Here is a 17,953-nt window from a genome sequence, read left to right as displayed (position 1 = left end):
AGGGCTTAGTCGTTCTTCGTGAACCGCCGTGGTACGGAACCGTATGCCCGGTGGTGTGAGAGGACGGGGGAGGCGACTCCCCCTCCTACTCGATTCCCGGTCCAGCCCCCGAAGCGTTGACCCCGCTCACGCTGCGCCCCGCAAATGCGCCGATTCGGCGACGATTTTCGCTTGACTTGTCCACCCCTCGCGGTTCCGCACCGCCTCCTGTGCATGACACGGCCGCCAGGCCCCGTGCCCATGGGGCTTATGATAATTTCTTTCTAAATCAATAGGTTAAGCAAGATCAAAAATTGACCAATCTAAGGGCAGCCCGCTATCCATGGCGATTAGGCGACCTTTTCGAGGGGTTGTGAACAGGGTTATCCACAGAATGTGTGGAAAACGGCGCGGCGCCGGAAACGGTGGGGTGGGAGGGGCTCTGTCAACCCCGAATGGGGGAGGAGAGGGCCATCGCAGCCTGGCCGGCTGCGATAGCACCAGAGCTTACTCGGGCTTCACGGCACGCAGGCGGCGCAGCAGCGAGGAGGTGTCCCAGCGGCCGCCGCCCATCGCCTGGACGTCGGCATAGAACTGGTCGACGAGCGCCGTGACCGGCAGGCGTGCCTCGAGCTGGCGTGCCTGGTCCAGGCAGATGGCGAGGTCCTTGCGCATCCAGTTCACGGCGAAGCCGTGTTCGTACTGGTCGTCGATCATGGTGGCGTGGCGATTCTCCATCTGCCAGGAACCGGCGGCCCCCTTGCTGATGACGTCCACCACCCGCCGGCGGTCGAGGCCCGCCTGCTCGGCGAAGTGGAGCCCCTCGGCCAGCCCCTGGACCAGCCCGGCGATGCAGATCTGGTTGACCATCTTGGTCAGCTGGCCGCTGCCGGCCGGGCCCATCCGGGTCACCGCGCGGCCATAGTGATCGAGGAGCGGCTCGGCGCGGGCGAAGTCGGCCTCGCTGCCGCCGCACATGATGGTCAGCGCGCCGTTCTCCGCCCCCTGCTGGCCGCCGGAGACCGGCGCATCCAGAAAGCCGATGCCGTGCTCACGGCAGGCGGCATCGAGCTCCTCGGCCAGGTCCGCCGAGGCCGTGGTGTGATCCACCAGCAGGCTGCCCTCGGCCATGCCGGAGAGGGCGCCCTGCTCGCCGATGGTCACCTGGCGGACGTCGTCGTCGTTGCCCACGCAGACCAGCACCAGGTCGGCGCCCTGTGAGGCCTCGCCAGGGGTGGGGTGGTGGCTGCCGCCGTGCTCGGCGGTCCAGGCCTCGGCGCGGGCGGCGGTGCGGTTGTAGACGCGCACCGCGAGGCCGGCGCGGGCGAGGTGGCCGGCCATGGGGTAGCCCATGACGCCCAGGCCGATGAAGGCGACGGTGGAAATCTGCTTGCTCATCCTGGTGGTTTCCTCTTGTTGGCGGATGTCGGGTGGTGGAAGGGCAGCGTGCTCATGACGCAGAAAGCCGCCCGAGGGCGGCTTTCTGTGGTGGGGCATGCCTGCCGATCGTGCTTACTTGGCAGGATAGTCGCGCTGGGCGTGACCGGTATAGAGCTGGCGCGGGCGGCCGATCTTGTAGCTGTCGCTGAGCATCTCGTGCCAGTGGGAGATCCAGCCGATGGTGCGCGACACCGCGAAGATCACGGTGAACATGTTGGTCGGGATGCCCATGGCCTTGAGGATGATGCCGGAGTAGAAGTCGACGTTGGGGTAGAGCTTGCGCTCGACGAAGTACTCGTCCTCCAGGGCGATCTGCTCCAGGCGCTTGGCGATCTTCAGCTGCGGGTCATCGATGCCGAGCTCGGCCAGTACCTCGTCACAGGTCTCCTTCATCACCTTGGCGCGCGGGTCGAAGTTGCGATAGACGCGGTGGCCGAAGCCCATCAGCTTGAAGGGGTCGTCCTTGTCCTTGGCCTTGTCGATGAAGCGCTGGATGTTCTCCTCGGAGTCGTCACCGATCTCGTCGAGCATCTTCAGCACCGCCTCGTTGGCGCCGCCGTGGGCCGGTCCCCACAGCGCGGCGATGCCGGCGCTGATGCAGGCGAAGGGGTTGGCGCCGGTGGAGCCCGCCAGGCGCACCGTGGAGGTGGAGGCGTTCTGCTCGTGGTCGGCGTGGAGCATGAAGATGCGATCCATGGCGCGGGCATAGACCGGGTTGATCTTGTACTCCTCGCACGGCGTGCTGAACATCATGTAGAGGAAGTTCTCTGCATAGTTCAGGTCGTTGCGCGGGTAGTTGAAGGGCTGGCCGACGTTGTACTTGTAGGACATCGCGGCGATGGTCGGCATCTTGGCGATCAGGCGAATCGCGCTGATGATGCGGTCTTCCTCGACGTTGATGTCCATATGGTCGTGGTAGAAGGCGGCCAGGCCACCCACCACGCCGCACATGATCGACATGGGGTGGGCATCACGGCGGAAGCCCTTGAAGAAGTTGTTGATCTGGTCGTGGACCATGGTGTGGTTGCGGACCCGCGACTCGAAGTCGGCATACTGCGCGTCGTTGGGCAGCTCGCCGAACAGCAGCAGGTAGCACATCTCGACGAAGTCGGACTGCTTGGCCAGCTGGTCGATCGGGTAGCCGCGGTGCAGCAGCACGCCCTTGCCGCCATCGATGTAGGTGATGGCCGACTGGCAGGAGGAGGTGGCCATGAAGCCGGGGTCATAGGTGAACAGGCCTTCGGCACCGAGCCCGCGGACGTCGACCACGTCCGGGCCCAGGGCGCCCGAGTAGACGGGCAGTTCGATCGTCTTCTCCAGGCCGTCTACCGTCAGCGTCGCTTTCCTGTCAGCCATGGAAGGCCTCCTCTCGAGTTCGTGATTAGGGCGATAAGTCGTTCTTTCTGTGAGTATCTTCGCGGGGGATGCCGGCGAAAAGGTTCGCCCACTATAGAAGCGTCCCAGCGATTGTCAATTAGCCCATGGCCCGGCGCGTGCTGTACACGATCATGCTGGGCGTAGAGGTTGTGAACAGGAAATGGTGCAGAGCACCATGGGCCGTGGCCTGCGCTGGGGGGCGCCTTCCGAATAGCCGCCGCGGCGGCGCCCGGATGCTTTGCACCATGGTCTAGTGGGGCGCCACTCGGTTTGTCATGGCGGGGGCGGACCCCTATAATCCACCCCGCGCGACTGGCAGGAGCAGCCGGTCTTGCCCCCTCGGCAACGGCCGACGCCTTCCCGAAACCACCGCCCGCCCGACGCCTGTTCGGGGCTTCCTTCGGCGGGCCATAGAGAGTGTGTAGAGAGCCGTGAATAGCAAACGACCCGTAAACCTGGATCTGTCCACGATACAGTTTCCGCTACCCGCCCTGACGTCGATCGCCCACCGCATCACCGGCGTCATCCTCTTCATCGGCCTGATCTTCGCCTTCTGGGCGCTGAGCACGTCGCTGTCCTCGCCGACCGGCTTCGTGGCCGTGAGCGATGCCCTGGCAGGCAACTTCCTGGCCAAGCTGATCGCCTGGGGCCTGCTCTCCGCCCTGGCCTTCCACTTCGTGGCCGGCATCAAGCACCTGCTGATGGACATGGATATCGGCGTGACCCTCGAGGGCGGCCACAAGAAGGCGCAGATCACCGTGGTGGTGAGCGCCGTCCTGATCATTCTGGCGGGAGTCTGGGTATGGTAACCAACATCACGAACCTCGGCCGCAGCGGTCTCTCCGACTGGCTGATCCAGCGGGTCTCCGCCGTCATCCTGGCGGTCTACACGCTCTTCATCGTTCTCTATCTGCTGTTCAACCCGAACCTCGACTACGCCACCTGGAGCGGCCTGTTCGCCCAGACCTGGATGCGTATCTTCTCGCTGCTCGCCTTCATCTCGCTCGCCGGGCACGCCTGGGTCGGCCTGTGGACCGTGACCACCGACTACCTGAAGCCGACCGCGATCCGCGTGAGCGTCCAACTTCTCGTCATCCTGGCCATCTTTGCCTTCCTGGTCTGGGGCATTCAGATTCTGTGGGGAGCCTGATTCATGTCCAACATGCGTAGCCTGTCCTTCGACGCCATCATCATCGGCGGTGGCGGTGCCGGCCTGCGGGCCGCCCTGGAACTCGCCAAGTCCGGCAAGAAGACCGCGGTGCTCTCCAAGGTCTTCCCGACTCGCTCCCATACCGTCTCCGCCCAGGGCGGCATCACCTGTGCCATCGCCTCGGCCGACCCCAACGACGACTGGCGCTGGCACATGTACGACACCGTCAAGGGCGGCGACTACATCGCCGACCAGGACGCCGCGGAGTACATGTGCTCCGAGGGCCCCAAGGCGGTGTTCGAGCTCGAGCACATGGGTCTGCCGTTCTCCCGCTTCGACAACGGCCGCATCTACCAACGTCCGTTCGGCGGCCAGTCCAAGGACTTCGGCGCCGGCGGTCAGGCGGCACGTACCTGTGCGGCGGCCGACCGTACCGGCCATGCCCTGCTGCATACGCTCTACCAGAACAACCTGAAGAACAACACCACCTTCCTTAACGAGTGGTACGCCGTCGACCTGGTCAAGAACGCCAACGGCGACGTGGTGGGCTGCATCGCCATGGACATCGAGACCGGCGAAGTGGTGCACGTGAAGTCCAAGGCGACCGTGCTGGCCACCGGTGGCTCCGGGCGCATCTACGCCTCCACCACCAATGCCCTGATCAACACCGGTGACGGCATCGGCATGGCGCTGCGTGCCGGCTTCCCGATGCAGGACATGGAGATGTGGCAGTTCCACCCCACCGGCATCTACGGCGCCGGCACCCTGGTCACCGAGGGCTGCCGCGGCGAGGGTGGCTACCTGGTCAACAAGGATGGCGAGCGCTTCATGGAGCGCTACGCGCCCAACGCCAAGGACCTGGCCGGCCGCGACGTGGTCGCCCGCTCCATGGTCATGGAGATCCTCGAGGGCCGCGGTTGCGGCGAGAACGGCGACCACGTCTACCTCAAGCTGGATCACCTCGGCGAGGAGGTCCTCGGCAAGCGCCTGCCCGGCATCGTCGAGCTCTCCAAGACCTTCGCCCACGTGGACCCGGCCAAGGAGCCGATCCCGGTGGTGCCGACCTGCCACTACATGATGGGCGGCGTGCCGACCAACGTGCACGGCCAGGCCATCATGCGCGGCGAGGACGGCAAGGACCAGATCGTCAACGGCCTGTTCGCCTGCGGCGAGGCAGCCTGCGTCTCGGTCCACGGCGCCAACCGCCTGGGCGGCAACTCGCTGCTCGACCTGGTGGTGTTCGGCCGCGCGGCGGGCATGTTCATCGAGGGCGCCCTCAACGAGGGCATCGACTACCTCGAGGCCTCCGAGTCCGACGTCGAGAGCGCCATGAAGCGCATCACTCGCTGGAACGAGTCCGAGGGCGGCGAGACCGTGCCGGAGCTCAAGCGCGAGCTGCAGGGCATCATGCAGAACTCCTTCGGCGTGTTCCGCGAGGAGGAGAACATGCAGAAGGGCGTCAAGCAGCTGGCCGAGCTGCGCGGCCGCATCGCCAACGCCCACCTGCCGGACAAGTCCAACGCCTTCAACACCGCGCGCGTCGAGGCGCTGGAGCTGGACAACCTGATGGAGGTCGCCGAGGCCACCGCCATCGCGGCGCTGGAGCGCAAGGAGAGCCGTGGCGCCCACTCCCGCTACGACTACCCGGACCGTGACGACGTCAACTGGCTGAAGCACTCGCTCTACTTTCCGACCGAGAAGAAGGTCGGCAAGCGCGACGTCAACTTCGCACCCAAGACCGTCGACATGTTCGAGCCGAAAGTCCGCACCTACTGAGGGGAGTCACGATGCTTCAGGTATCCATCTACCGCTACAACCCGGAAACCGACTCCGCACCCTACATGCAGGAGTTCCAGGTCGACACCCAGGGCCGTGACGTCATGGTGCTGGACGTCCTGCACATGATGAAGGAGCAGGACAACGGGCTGGCCTACCGCCGCAGCTGCCGCGAGGGCGTATGCGGCTCCGACGGCATGAACATGAACGGCAAGAACGGCCTGGCCTGCATCACCCCGCTCTCTGAGGTGGTGAAGAACGGCAAGCTGACGTTGCGTCCGCTGCCGGGCCTGCCGGTGATCCGCGACCTGGTGGTCGACATGGGGCTGTTCTACCAGCAGTACGAGCGCATCCAGCCCTACCTGCAGAACGACGAGCCGGCGCCGGCCATCGAGCGCCTGCAGTCGCCGGAGGATCGCGACAAGCTCGACGGCCTCTACGAGTGCATCCTGTGTGCCTGTTGCTCCACTTCCTGCCCGTCGTTCTGGTGGAACCCGGACAAGTTCGTGGGCCCGGCCGGTCTGCTGCAGTCCTACCGCTTCCTGGTGGACTCCCGCGACACCGCCACACAGGAGCGACTGGCGGAGCTCGAGGACCCGTTCAGCGTGTTCCGCTGCCGCGGCATCATGAACTGCGTGGCGGTCTGCCCCAAGGGGCTCAACCCCACCCGCGCGATCGGCAAGATCCGCGAGATGCTGCTGGCCAGCGGCACCTGAGCCGATGGCACTTAAATCGTGTCCCGCGGCTTGTTATCATGAGTCGCACGTCATCGCCTGTGACCCGGTGTCGCAGGCGGTCGGGACACGCGTCATGGAGCCGGTGCCCTGGGCACCGGCTCCTGACCATGGAATTCAGGCTTCCCGGCCAGTGACGGCCGGAAGCGCCGGCAACGCCTAGCCCCCGCCGGCAGGGCACCACCGATGTCGCCGTGGCCGCGTCGCGGTGACGCCGATACCACCCCATCAGTGCAGGGTGACCGAGAGATGCAACAAGGCATAATGGAGTTGATGTGGCGCTCCTCCCACGTCAGTGGCAGCAACGTCCACTACGTGGAAGCGCTCTACGAGCAGTACCTCGACGATCCCTCCGCCGTTCCCGACGAGTGGCGCCAGTACTTCGACGAGCTGCCGCGTCCCGACGACGGCCCTTCCCATGATGTCCCGCTGACCCCCGTACGCGAACAGTTCCACCAGCTGGGCAAGCAGCGCCGCACCGCCCTGGCGCCGGCCGCCGGCGACGGCGAGGAGAACCGCAAGCAGGTTCGGGTGCTGCAGCTGATCAACGCCTACCGCTTCCGGGGTCACCAGAAGGCCAACATCGACCCCCTGGGCCTGCGCAGCCAGCTTCCCGTTCCCGACCTCGACCTCTCCTTCCACCAGCTCGCCAAGCAGGACCTGGACACCGAGTTCCAGACCGGCTCCTTCTTCCTGGGCATGGACAAGGCGCCGCTGAAGGAGATCGTCGACGCCCTGGAGCAGACCTACTGCCGCTCCATCGGCTGCGAGATCATGCATATCGTCGACACCGAGGAGAAGCGCTGGCTGCAGCAGCGCTTCGAGTCGGTGCGCAGCGCGCCCTCCTTCAGCAACGAGGTGCGCCAGCACGTGCTGGAGCGCCTGACCGCCGCCGAGGGGCTCGAGAACTACCTGGCCTCCAAGTACCCGGGCACCAAGCGCTTCGGCCTCGAGGGCGGCGAGTCCTTCATCCCGATGATGGATGAGCTGATCCAGCGCGGTGGCGGTTATGGGGTCAAGGAGGTGGTGATCGGCATGGCCCACCGGGGTCGCCTCAACCTGCTGGTCAACATCCTCGGCAAGAATCCCGGCGAGCTGATCGATGAGTTCGACGGCAAGAAGGTGATCGAGCGTGGCTCCGGCGACGTCAAGTACCATCAGGGATTCAGCTCCAACGTCATGACCCCGGGTGGCGAGGTCCACCTGGCGTTGGCCTTCAACCCCTCCCACCTGGAGATCGTCTCCCCGGTGGTGGAGGGCTCGGTGCGCGCCCGCCAGGACCGCCGCGACGACAGCGACGGTACCAAGGTGCTGCCGATCAACGTCCACGGCGACGCCGCCTTCGCCGGCCAGGGCGTGGTCATGGAGACCTTCCAGATGTCCCAGACCCGTGCCTACAAGACCGGCGGCACGGTGCACATCGTCATCAACAACCAGGTCGGCTTCACCACCTCCAATCCGCTGGATGCGCGCTCCACGGAGTACTGCACCGACATCGCCAAGATGGTGCAGGCGCCGATCTTCCACGTGAACGGTGACGACCCGGACGCGGTGCTGCACGCCACCCAGGTGGCGTTGGACTATCGCCAGCAGTTCAAGAAGGACGTGGTGATCGACCTCGTCTGCTACCGCCGCCGCGGCCACAACGAGGCCGACGAGCCCAGCGGCACCCAGCCGATGATGTACCGCAAGATCAAGGAGCATCCCTCCTCGCGGGCCGTCTACGCGCAGCGTCTGGTGGAGCAGGGCGTGCTCTCCGAGGAGGACGCCAAGGCGATGATCGAGACCTACCGCGAGGACCTGATGGCCGGCAACCACGTGGCCAACGCCCTGGTGCAGGAGCCCAACACCTCGCTGTTCGTCGACTGGAAGCCCTACCTCGGTCACGAGTGGACCGGCCACGCCGACACCTCGGTGCCGATGAAGAAGCTGCAGCGCCTGGCGGCGCGGATGTGCGAGATCCCCGACGGGGTCGAGGTGCAGCGCCAGGTGGCCAAGATCTACGACGACCGTCGCAAGATGCGGGCCGGCGGTATGGCCCTCAACTGGGGCTTCGCCGAGACCCTGGCCTACGCCACCCTGCTCGACGATGGACACCCGGTGCGCATCACCGGCCAGGACGTCGGCCGCGGCACCTTCTCCCACCGCCATGCGGTGGTGCACAACCAGAAGGACGGCAGCGCCTACGTGCCGCTGCAGCACATGGCCGATGGCCAGCCGCGCTTCACCATCCACGACTCCTTCCTGTCGGAAGAAGCCGTGCTGGCGTTCGAGTACGGCTACGCCACCACCGCCCCCAACGACCTGGTGATCTGGGAGGCGCAGTTCGGCGACTTCTTCAACGGCGCCCAGGTGGTGGTCGACCAGTTCATCTCCTCCGGCGAGACCAAGTGGGGACGCCTGTGTGGCCTGACCATGCTGCTGCCCCACGGTTACGAGGGACAGGGGCCCGAGCACTCCTCGGCGCGCCTGGAGCGCTTCCTGCAGATGTGCGCCGAGCACAACATGCAGGTCTGCGTGCCCACCACCCCGGCGCAGATCTTCCACCTGCTGCGCCGCCAGGTGATCCGCAAGCTGCGCAAGCCGCTGGTGGTGATGTCGCCGAAGAGCCTGCTGCGCCACAAGGACGCCACCTCGAGCCTGGACCAGCTGGCCGAGGGCCGCTTCGAGATGGTGCTGCCCGACCAGGCCAACCTCGAGGCGACCAAGGTCGAGCGCATCATCCTGTGCGCCGGCAAGGTCTATTACGACCTCGCCGCCTGGCGCGAGGAGAACGGCCGCGATGACGTGGCGATCCTGCGCATCGAGCAGCTCTACCCCTTCCCCAAGGAGGAGCTCTTCGAGGCGATCGAGGCCTACACCAACGTCACCGACATCGTCTGGTGTCAGGAAGAGCCGCTCAACCAGGGCGCCTGGTACCCCAGCCAGCACCATATGCGCGCCGTGGCGGAGATGCTCCAGGAGGGCCTCGGCGGCCGCCTCAAGTTCGCCGGCCGCCCGGCCTCGGCGGCACCCGCGGCGGGCTACATGTCCGTGCACATCGAACAGCAGCGCCAGCTGGTGGAAGACGCCTTCAACCTCTGAGGCCGCCCACCGGGACGAGAGAGAACACACAAGGGATACGACATGGCTACCGAGATCAAGGCCCCAACCTTTCCGGAATCCGTTGCCGAGGGCAGCGTCGCGGCCTGGCACAAGAAGCCGGGCGACAGCGTCGAGCGTGACGAGCTTATCGTCGAGATCGAGACCGACAAGGTCGTGCTCGAGGTGCTGGCCCCCGAGGCCGGCGTGCTCAGCGAGGTGCTGGCGGAAGAGGGCGACACCGTGGCCTCCGAGCAGGTGCTGGGCAAGCTCGGCGAGGGTGCCGGTGACAAGCCGGCCGCCAAGGATGAGGGCAAGGCCGACGCCAAGGCCGCCAAGGGCGATGCCAAGGCTGACGCGCCGGCCGCCGGTGGCGGCCAGCAGCATGAGGTGAAGGCGCCGACCTTCCCCGAGTCGATCCAGGAAGGCACCGTGGCGAGCTGGGCCAAGCAGGTCGGCGAGGCCGTCAAGCGTGACGAGGTGCTGGCCGAGATCGAGACCGACAAGGTGGTGCTCGAGGTGGTCGCGCCCGCCGACGGCGCGCTTGCCGAGATCAAGGCCGAGGAGGGCAGCCAGGTGACCTCCGAGCAGGTGCTGGCGATCTTCACCGAGGGCGCCGGTGGCGAGGCCGGGACCTCCGCCGACGCCGAGCCTGCCGCCTCCGCCGACGACGGCGCCAGCGACGAGAAGGTGGGCGACAAGATCCTCGCCCCCGCCGCGCGCAAGCTGGTGGCCGAGCATGACCTCGACGTCAGCAAGATCGAGGGCACCGGCAAGGGTGGGCGCATCCTAAAGGAGGACGTGCAGCGTGCCGTGAAGGAGGGCTCCGCCAGCAAGTCCGCCAAGCCGGCCGCCGGCGGTGGCGCCAAGGCCGCCGCGGCCGCGCCCGCCGTCGAGGGCGAGCGCCCCGAGAAGCGCGTGCCCATGAGCCGCCTGCGCCAGACCATCGCCAAGCGCCTGGTCCAGGCCCAGCAGACCGCCGCCATGCTCACCACCTACAACGAGGTGGACATGGGCGCGGTGATGGACCTGCGTGCCCAGTACAAGGACACCTTCCTCAAGACCCACGACACCAAGCTCGGCTTCATGGGCTTCTTCGTCAAGGCGGCCAGCGAGGCGCTCAAGCGCTTCCCCGACGTCAACGCCTCCATCGACGGCAGCGACATCGTCTATCACGGCTACCAGGACATCGGCGTGGCGGTCTCCACCGACCGCGGGCTGGTGGTGCCGGTGCTGCGCGATACCGACAGCATGAAGATCGCCGACGTCGAGAAGGGCATCGTCGACTTCGGCAAGCGCGCCCGTGACGGCAAGCTGGGCATCGACGAGATGCAGGGCGGCACCTTCACCATCACCAACGGCGGCATCTTCGGCTCGCTGATGTCCACGCCGATCCTCAACCCGCCGCAGACCGCCATCCTGGGCATGCACAAGATCCAGGAGCGTCCCATGGCGGTGAACGGCAAGGTGGAGATCCGCCCGATGATGTACCTGGCGCTCTCCTACGACCACCGCATGATCGACGGCAAGGATGCGGTGCAGTTCCTGGTCACCATCAAGGAGCTGCTCGAGGATCCGGCGCGCCTGCTGCTGGACATCTGAGCCCGTTTCGACGACGGAACCGCGCGAACAAGCAACGACAGGAGCCAACATGGCCGACAAGTATGATGTGATCGTGATCGGTGCGGGCCCCGGTGGCTACGTGGCCGCCATCCGTGCCGCCCAGATGGGCCTCAAGACCGCCTGCGTCGAGAAGTGGATCGGCAAGGAAGGCAAGGTCGTCTTCGGCGGCACCTGCCTCAACGTGGGCTGCATCCCCTCCAAGGCGCTGCTCGAGGCCTCCCACAAGTTCGTCGAGGCCAAGCACGACTTCGACGACATGGGCATCCAGGCCGGCGACGTCCAGATGGACGTCAAGAAGATGATCGCCCGCAAGGACAAGATCGTGAAGAACCTCACCGGTGGCATCGCCGGCCTGTTCAAGGCCAATGGCGTCACCGGCATCGAGGGCACCGGCAAGGTGACCGGCAGCAAGCAGGTCGAGGTCACCGACCAGGATGGCAAGGCCACCACCTATGAGGCGGACAACATCATCATCGCCGCCGGCTCCGTGCCGGTGGAGATCCCGCCGACCCCGCTCACCGACGACATCATCGTCGATTCCACCGGTGCCCTGGAGTTCACCGAGACGCCCAAGCGCCTCGGCGTGATCGGCGCCGGCGTCATCGGCCTGGAGCTGGGCAGCGTGTGGAACCGCCTGGGCTCCGAGGTCACCGTGCTCGAGGCCATGGACAGCTTCCTGCCGATGGTCGACGCGGCCATCGCCAAGGAGACCCAGAAGCTGCTCAAGAAGCAGGGCCTGGACATCAAGCTGGGCGCGCGGGTCACCGGCTCCGAGGTCAAGGATGGCGAGGTCACCGTCAAGTACAGCGACGGCGACAGCGACCAGGAGATGACCTTCGACAAGCTGATCGTCTGCGTCGGCCGCAAGCCCTACACCCAGGGCGTGATCGCCGACGGCGTGGGCGTGGAGACCGACGAGCGCGGCTTCATTCAGGTCGATGACCAGTGCCGCACCAGCGTGCCGGGCGTCTACGCCATCGGCGACTGCGTGCGCGGCCCGATGCTGGCCCACAAGGCCTCCGAGGAGGGCGTGATGGTCGCCGACATCATCGCCGGCCACAAGGCCGAGATGAACTACGACGCCATCCCCAACGTCATCTACACCTTCCCCGAGGTGGCCTGGGTCGGCATGACCGAGCAGGACGCCAAGCACAAGGGCATCGAGGTCAAGACCGGCAGCTTCCCGTTCGCGGCCAGCGGCCGTGCCATGGCCAACAATGCCACCGAGGGCCAGGCCAAGATCATCGCCGACGCCGAGACCGACCGCGTGCTGGGCATGCACATCGTCGGCCAGCACGCCGGCGAGATGATCGCCCAGGGCGTCATCGCGCTGGAGTTCGGCTCCAGCGCCGAGGACCTGGCGCTGACCTGCTATGCCCACCCGACCATGTCGGAGGCGGTCCACGAGGCGGCGCTCGCCGTGGAGGGCCACGCCATCCACATGGCCAATCGCAAGAAGCGCAAGTAAGCCGCACAACGAGCGCCGCCGTCAGCCGGCGGCGCGCCCCTTCCGGCCATGCATCGGAGGGGACGGTGGTGCCCCGCACCCTCGGCCCGCGCGGCCATGCAGGGCGCCGTTCGAGTCACATGCAACCAATGGCATGAATCGATGAACCTTCACGAGTATCAGAGCAAACAGCTGTTTGCCGACTATGGTCTGCCGGTGTCCAAGGGCTTCGCCGTGGATACCCCCGAGGAAGCCGCGGAAGCCTGCAAGAAGATCGGCGGCGACATGTGGGTGGTCAAGGCCCAGGTCCACGCCGGCGGTCGCGGCAAGGCGGGCGGCGTCAAGCTGATCAAGAGCCCGGAAGAGGCCAAGGCCTTCGCCGAGCAGTGGCTGGGCAAGAACCTGGTGACCTTCCAGACCGACGAGCACGGTCAGCCGGTCTCCAAGATCCTGGTCGAGACCTGCACCGATATCGCCAACGAGCTCTACCTTGGCGCCGTGGTCGATCGCGGCACCCGCCGCGTGGTGTTCATGGCCTCCACCGAGGGTGGCGTCGAGATCGAGAAGGTCGCCGAGGAGACCCCCGAGAAGATCCTCAAGGCCGAGATCGACCCGCTGGTGGGCGCGCAGCCCTACCAGGCGCGCGAGCTGGCCTTCGCCCTGGGCCTCAAGGGTGACCAGGTCAAGCAGTTCACCAAGATCTTCCTGGGCCTCTCCAAGCTGTTCCACGACAAGGACCTGGCGCTGCTCGAGATCAACCCGCTGGTGATCACCGACGAGGGCAACCTCCACTGCCTCGACGCCAAGATCAACCTCGACGGCAACGCCCTCTATCGCCACCCGGACCTGCAGGCGATGCGCGACCCCTCCCAGGAGGACGAGCGCGAGGCCGAGGCGGCGGCGTGGGAGCTCAACTACGTGGCCCTCGACGGCAACATCGGCTGCATGGTCAACGGCGCCGGCCTGGCCATGGGCACCATGGACATCGTCAACCTGCACGGCGGCAAGCCGGCCAACTTCCTTGACGTCGGCGGCGGCGCCACCAAGGAGCGCGTGGCCGAGGCGTTCAAGCTGATCCTCTCCGACTACAACGTCAAGGCGGTGCTGGTCAACATCTTCGGCGGCATCGTGCGCTGCGACATGATCGCCGAGGGCATCATCGGTGCCGTCGAGCAGGTCGGCGTCAACGTGCCGGTCGTGGTGCGCCTGGAAGGCACCAACGCCGAGCTGGGCGCCGAGAAGCTGGCATCCAGCGGACTCAACATCATCGCTGCCGAGAGCCTCACCGACGCGGCTCAGCAGGTAGTCAAGGCAGCGGAGGGCAAGTAATGAGCATCCTGATCGACAAGAACACCAAGGTCATCTGCCAGGGCTTCACCGGTGGCCAGGGGACCTTCCACTCCGAACAGGCGATCGCCTACGGCACCCAGATGGTCGGCGGCGTGACCCCGGGCAAGGGCGGCCAGGAGCACCTCGGCCTGCCGGTGTTCAACACCGTCAAGGAAGCCGTGGAGAAGACCGGCGCCGAGGCCAGCGTGATCTACGTGCCGGCCCCGTTCTGCAAGGACTCCATCCTCGAGGCCGCCAACGCCGGCATCAAGCTGATCGTGTGCATCACCGAGGGCATCCCGACCCTCGACATGCTCGACGTCAAGGTCAAGTGTGACGAGCTGGGCGTGCGCCTGATCGGTCCCAACTGCCCGGGCGTGATCACCCCCGGCGAGACCAAGATCGGCATCATGCCGGGCCATATCCACAAGCCCGGCAAGGTCGGCATCGTGTCGCGCTCCGGCACCCTGACCTACGAGGCGGTCAAGCAGACCACCGACTACGGCTTCGGCCAGTCCACCTGCGTGGGCATCGGCGGCGACCCGATCCCGGGCTCCAACTTCATCGACATCCTCGAGATGTTCGAGAAGGACCCGGCCACCGAGGCGATCGTGATGATCGGCGAGATCGGCGGCACCGCCGAGGAAGAGGCGGCCGCCTACATCAAGGCCAACGTCTCCAAGCCGGTGGTCTCCTACATCGCCGGCGTCACCGCCCCTCCCGGCAAGCGCATGGGCCACGCCGGCGCCATCATCGCCGGTGGCAAGGGCACCGCGGACGACAAGTTCGCTGCCCTGGAGGCCGCGGGCGTCAAGACCGTGCGCTCCCTGGCCGAGATCGGCAGCGCCCTGAAGGAAGTGACCGGCTGGTAAGCCGAGCGCTTCGCAAGCGATGTCGAAAGGGCGCCTTCGGGCGCCCTTTCTCGTCGATGCCATCGCGACAGGACGCCGAGGGAGGGGAGAGAAGCACATGACACGGTTTGTCTGGATGCTGGTGGGCGTCGCGCTGCTGCTCGCCGGCTGCAGTGAGACGCCCACCGGGCGCTCGCGGCTGGCGCTGGTGCCCGACGGGATGCTGGCCGAGATGGGCGAGCAGAGCTTCGCGGAGATGCGCCGCCGGCGCCCCGAGGTGACCGGCTCCCCGGCCAACGCCCTGGTGCAGTGCGTCAGCCGCGAGGTGGCTGCCGCCGCGGGCGCGGTCTACCCCGGTGTCAGCCTGCCCGCTGCCTGGGAGGTGGTGCTGTTCGAGGACCCCAGCCCCAACGCCTTCGCCCTGCCCGGTGGGCGCATCGGCGTGCACAGCGGGCTGCTGCGGGTGGCCGAGTCCCCCGCCCAGCTGGCGGCGGTGCTCGGCCACGAGGTCGCCCATGTGCTGGCCGAGCACGGCAACGAGCGCCTCACCCAGCGTCTCGGCATCCGCGCGGTGCTGCTAGTGGTGGGGCTGTTCAGCGAGGGCGACCTGGCCGGCGACACCCTGATGCGGGCGCTGGGCCTGGGGGCGCATCTGGGCATCGCCTTGCCCTTCAGCCGCGCCCACGAGGAGGAGGCCGATGCCATGGGCCTGGCCATCATGGCCGAGGCAGGCTTCGATCCCCGCGAGAGCGTCGCGCTGTGGCGCAACATGGCCGCCGCCGGCGAGGGCCAGCCGCCGGCGTTCCTCTCCACCCACCCCGCCCATGATGCCCGCATCGCGGGCCTCGAGGCCGACATGGAGGCCGCCCTGGCGCGCTACCGGGAGGCCAGCCTCGCCCGCTGCGGTTGAGGAGGCGAGGGGCGGGCAAGCCGTGCCTCGTCTCCATGCCGCTACCTTCGCGCGACCTCTTGGCAGCAAGGCCGTCAGTCAGCCGGCGAGCGCGCCAGCCAGCGGGTGGCCTGGACGAGGAACAGCGGCGCACCGGCGGCCAGGTAGAGGTGGTAGGAGGCCAGGCGCCACACCAGCACGGCGGCGGCGGCCTGCTCGGCTCCCAGCATCGGCAGCAGCAGCCCGCCGACACCCAGCTCGGCGGCCCCGGCGCCTCCAGGCAGGAAGCTGAACTGGCTCGCGGCCATCGCCAGCATCTGGGTCAGGAAGATCCATAGCCAGTCGATGCTGCCGCCCACGCCCAGCACCGCCAGGTAGAGCAGGCTATAGCGCAACAGCCAATGGGCGCTGGTCAGCATCAATACCGCCAGCAGTGTGGTGGGGGGCAGCCGCAGGGTCGTCAGGATCGCCTGCCGACAGACCAGCAGTCGGCGTGCCAGCCAGCGGCGTCGCCTGCCGCTCAGCCAGCATGCCGGCGGCTGGACGGGAGAGCGCAGCAGACGGGGCAGGCAGGCCATCGCCAGACAGGCAGCGAACGCCACCAGGGCCAGCGCGACGAGGGCCAGCTGGACCAGCCAGCGGTGGGGCCACGCGGTGTCGCCCAGCAGGGAGTAGGCCACCACCCCGGTCAGCATGCACAGGAAGAACAGCAGGTCGCAGCCCTGGTCGAGCAGGAAGACCGCGGCGCCCCTGGAGGGCGGCAAGCCGCGCCGGGCCAGCAGCACCAGCAGGGTGGCCGGGCCGCCGCTGCCGCCTGGCGTGGCGCACAGCGCGAACTTGGACGCCAGCTCGATGCCCAGGGCGCCACGCTGGCCGAGCCACCCGGCCCGGCCGTCCAGCATCAGGCGCAGGCGGGCGGCGTTGAGGTTCCAGCAGGTGAAGGCCACCAGCACCATCAGCCCCAGCAGGCCGGGAGGGAAGCGCCTGATCGCCGCCAGGGACTCGGCACCGCCCAGCCAGGCGGTGACCAGCACAGGGGCCAGCAGCGCCAGCACGATCGTCAGGCCGTGCCATGGCCGCCAACGTGGCAGCGGCCGGCGAGGGTCAGCCATTCAGCGAGATCGCCTGATGCGGGCTGCCCTGGCACAGCCGCCGATAGTGGCCCAGCAGGTCGTCGATGACCCGGGGCCAGGCGAAGTGACGCTCCACATGGCGGCGGGCATGACGCCCCATGGCGTCGGGGTCGTTGAGTAACAGCTCGCGGGTAGCGCGGGCCATGTCACCGGCATCCCGGGGCCGGCAGAGGATGCCGGCACCCAGCGGCACATACTCCGCCAGGGCGCCGGCCCGGGCGGCCACCACCGGCAGGCCGCTGGCCATGGCCTCCTGAGCCACCAGCCCAAAGGTCTCCCGGGTGCCGGCGTGCAGCATGGCATCGGCGCTGGCGAGCGCGGTGGCCACCTCGTCGGGAGGGCAGTAGCGCGGCACCACGCTGACGTTGGCGGGCACCCGGCCGGGCATGCCCGGCCCCATCAGCAGCAGGTGATAGCCCGCGCCGAGGCGGGCCATGGCCGCCAGCAGCACGTCGATATGCTTCTCGGGGGAGTGTCGCCCGGCGAACACCAGCAGGCGGGTCGCGTCGCCGAGCCCCAGCCGGCGGCGCAGGTCGGGGTCCCGATGGCGGGGGTGGAAGCGCTCCAGGTCGACGCCCAGGGGCTGCACGCGGACACGCTCGACGCCCCAGTCGGCGAGCCGGCTGGCCATGGCGGTGCAGGGCGCCAGGACGCTGTCGAAGCGGCCATAGAGCTCCCCGACATAGCGTTCCAGGCGCCGACGCACGCCACCGCCGAAGCGATCGCCCATCAGCCGCGGCAGGTCGGAGTGGAAGAAGCCCACCGTGGGCACCCCCAGGCGCTGGCCGGCCTCCACGGCGGCCCAGGCGGTCACGTAGGGGTCGCCGGCCTCGACCAGGTCGGGCCCCATGGCGATCAGGGCGTCGCGCCAGGGCGCCCGGCGCAGGGGGAAGCGATACCCCTGACCGAACGGCAGCCGCGGGGCGGGCAGTGTGTGGATATCGCCCAGGGAGCCGGCCTCGGCACCGGGCACCAGCAGGCTGGCGCGCAGGTCGGGATGCCGGGCCAGCAGGCGATGCTTGGCCTCGAGATAGGTGCGTACCCCGCCGCTGGCGGGGGCGTGGAACATGGTGATATCGACGAGATGCACGCGGCCTCCTGACGCCTGGTGATCCCTTCAGGCTAGGGCGCGAGTGCGACAGTT

The 17,953-nt window shown here is 67.5% G+C and carries 14 protein-coding genes; 10 read left to right on the top strand and 4 right to left on the bottom strand.

Features of this window, described 5'->3' with window-relative positions:
* Positions 1-486: 486 nt before the first annotated feature.
* Entirely contained in the window at positions 487-1,377 is an 891-nt protein-coding gene (locus BLP95_RS15825) for an NAD(P)-dependent oxidoreductase (RefSeq protein ID WP_089681008.1), read from the bottom strand.
* A 114-nt stretch (positions 1,378-1,491) separates the two neighbouring features.
* Positions 1,492-2,775 carry a citrate synthase gene (gltA, locus tag BLP95_RS15820; RefSeq protein ID WP_089681006.1) on the bottom strand — a complete coding sequence of 428 codons (1,284 nt, stop codon included), beginning with the start codon at positions 2,773-2,775 and terminating at the stop codon, positions 1,492-1,494.
* A gap of 452 nt (positions 2,776-3,227) precedes the next feature.
* Here gltA and sdhC point away from each other — a divergent pair, with 452 nt between their 5' ends.
* The 10 genes from sdhC to BLP95_RS15770 all read left to right on the top strand — a co-directional run bounded on the left by sdhC (position 3,228) and on the right by BLP95_RS15770 (position 15,697).
* Positions 3,228-3,605, top strand: coding sequence for a succinate dehydrogenase, cytochrome b556 subunit (gene sdhC / locus BLP95_RS15815; RefSeq protein WP_023007265.1), 378 nt, complete (start codon positions 3,228-3,230; stop codon positions 3,603-3,605).
* The gene (gene sdhD, locus BLP95_RS15810) at positions 3,599-3,946 is read left to right on the top strand and encodes a succinate dehydrogenase, hydrophobic membrane anchor protein (protein ID WP_023007266.1); all 348 of its coding nucleotides are present in this window, start codon (positions 3,599-3,601) and stop codon (positions 3,944-3,946) included. Before sdhC ends, sdhD begins: the two co-directional genes overlap by 7 nt.
* Positions 3,947-3,949: 3 nt before the next feature.
* Positions 3,950-5,722 carry a succinate dehydrogenase flavoprotein subunit gene (gene sdhA, locus BLP95_RS15805; protein WP_023007267.1) on the top strand — a complete coding sequence of 591 codons (1,773 nt, stop codon included), beginning with the start codon at positions 3,950-3,952 and terminating at the stop codon, positions 5,720-5,722.
* 11 nt (positions 5,723-5,733) lie between these two features.
* On the top strand, positions 5,734-6,438 hold the full coding sequence (locus BLP95_RS15800; RefSeq protein WP_023007268.1) for a succinate dehydrogenase iron-sulfur subunit: 705 nt from the start codon (positions 5,734-5,736) through the stop codon (positions 6,436-6,438).
* 267 nt (positions 6,439-6,705) lie between these two features.
* Complete coding sequence (locus BLP95_RS15795; protein ID WP_089681004.1) at positions 6,706-9,540, top strand: 2-oxoglutarate dehydrogenase E1 component; 2,835 nt, start codon at positions 6,706-6,708, stop codon at positions 9,538-9,540.
* Positions 9,541-9,582: 42 nt separating this feature from the next.
* Entirely contained in the window at positions 9,583-11,139 is a 1,557-nt protein-coding gene (gene odhB, locus BLP95_RS15790) for a 2-oxoglutarate dehydrogenase complex dihydrolipoyllysine-residue succinyltransferase (protein WP_089681002.1), read from the top strand.
* 49 nt (positions 11,140-11,188) lie between these two features.
* Entirely contained in the window at positions 11,189-12,628 is a 1,440-nt protein-coding gene (gene lpdA / locus BLP95_RS15785; RefSeq protein WP_023007271.1) for a dihydrolipoyl dehydrogenase, read from the top strand.
* 141 nt (positions 12,629-12,769) lie between these two features.
* A complete protein-coding gene (gene sucC, locus BLP95_RS15780) occupies positions 12,770-13,936 on the top strand; it encodes an ADP-forming succinate--CoA ligase subunit beta (RefSeq protein WP_089681000.1) in 1,167 nt (388 codons plus the stop codon).
* Positions 13,936-14,808, top strand: coding sequence for a succinate--CoA ligase subunit alpha (sucD, locus tag BLP95_RS15775; protein ID WP_023007273.1), 873 nt, complete (start codon positions 13,936-13,938; stop codon positions 14,806-14,808). Before sucC ends, sucD begins: the two co-directional genes overlap by 1 nt.
* Before the next feature lie 97 nt (positions 14,809-14,905).
* A complete protein-coding gene (locus BLP95_RS15770) occupies positions 14,906-15,697 on the top strand; it encodes a M48 family metallopeptidase (RefSeq protein WP_089680998.1) in 792 nt (263 codons plus the stop codon).
* 74 nt (positions 15,698-15,771) lie between these two features.
* Here BLP95_RS15770 and gpgF read toward each other — a convergent pair whose 3' ends face one another.
* Both gpgF and gpgS read right to left on the bottom strand, forming a co-directional pair.
* Positions 15,772-16,788, bottom strand: a complete 1,017-nt coding sequence (gene gpgF, locus BLP95_RS15765) for a glucosaminyl phosphatidylglycerol flippase (protein WP_089680996.1) — start codon at positions 16,786-16,788, stop codon at positions 15,772-15,774.
* Positions 16,781-17,899, bottom strand: coding sequence for an N-acetylglucosaminyl phosphatidylglycerol synthase (gene gpgS / locus BLP95_RS15760; protein WP_089680994.1), 1,119 nt, complete (start codon positions 17,897-17,899; stop codon positions 16,781-16,783). The genes gpgF and gpgS overlap by 8 nt, the downstream gene beginning before the upstream one ends.
* Positions 17,900-17,953 lie beyond the last annotated feature (54 nt).

It is taken from the genome of Halomonas shengliensis (assembly GCF_900104135.1).
Classification (GTDB): domain Bacteria; phylum Pseudomonadota; class Gammaproteobacteria; order Pseudomonadales; family Halomonadaceae; genus Halomonas; species Halomonas shengliensis.
The sequence above is the reverse complement of the archived record's forward strand: the minus strand, read 5'-3'. Positions and strand labels throughout refer to the sequence as shown.

Excerpts from the sequence above, each read along its gene's own strand:
- BLP95_RS15825 (WP_089681008.1), bottom strand. The coding sequence starts at position 1,377 with ATGAGCAAGCAGATTTCCACCGTCGCCTTCATCGGCCTGGGCGTCATG.
- gltA (WP_089681006.1), bottom strand. The coding sequence starts at position 2,775 with ATGGCTGACAGGAAAGCGACGCTGACGGTAGACGGCCTGGAGAAGACG.
- sdhD (WP_023007266.1), top strand. The coding sequence starts at position 3,599 with ATGGTAACCAACATCACGAACCTCGGCCGCAGCGGTCTCTCCGACTGG.
- sdhA (WP_023007267.1), top strand. The coding sequence starts at position 3,950 with ATGTCCAACATGCGTAGCCTGTCCTTCGACGCCATCATCATCGGCGGT.
- BLP95_RS15800 (WP_023007268.1), top strand. The coding sequence starts at position 5,734 with ATGCTTCAGGTATCCATCTACCGCTACAACCCGGAAACCGACTCCGCA.
- BLP95_RS15795 (WP_089681004.1), top strand. The coding sequence starts at position 6,706 with ATGCAACAAGGCATAATGGAGTTGATGTGGCGCTCCTCCCACGTCAGT.
- odhB (WP_089681002.1), top strand. The coding sequence starts at position 9,583 with ATGGCTACCGAGATCAAGGCCCCAACCTTTCCGGAATCCGTTGCCGAG.
- lpdA (WP_023007271.1), top strand. The coding sequence starts at position 11,189 with ATGGCCGACAAGTATGATGTGATCGTGATCGGTGCGGGCCCCGGTGGC.
- sucC (WP_089681000.1), top strand. The coding sequence starts at position 12,770 with ATGAACCTTCACGAGTATCAGAGCAAACAGCTGTTTGCCGACTATGGT.
- sucD (WP_023007273.1), top strand. The coding sequence starts at position 13,936 with ATGAGCATCCTGATCGACAAGAACACCAAGGTCATCTGCCAGGGCTTC.
- BLP95_RS15770 (WP_089680998.1), top strand. The coding sequence starts at position 14,906 with ATGACACGGTTTGTCTGGATGCTGGTGGGCGTCGCGCTGCTGCTCGCC.
- gpgF (WP_089680996.1), bottom strand. The coding sequence starts at position 16,788 with ATGGCTGACCCTCGCCGGCCGCTGCCACGTTGGCGGCCATGGCACGGC.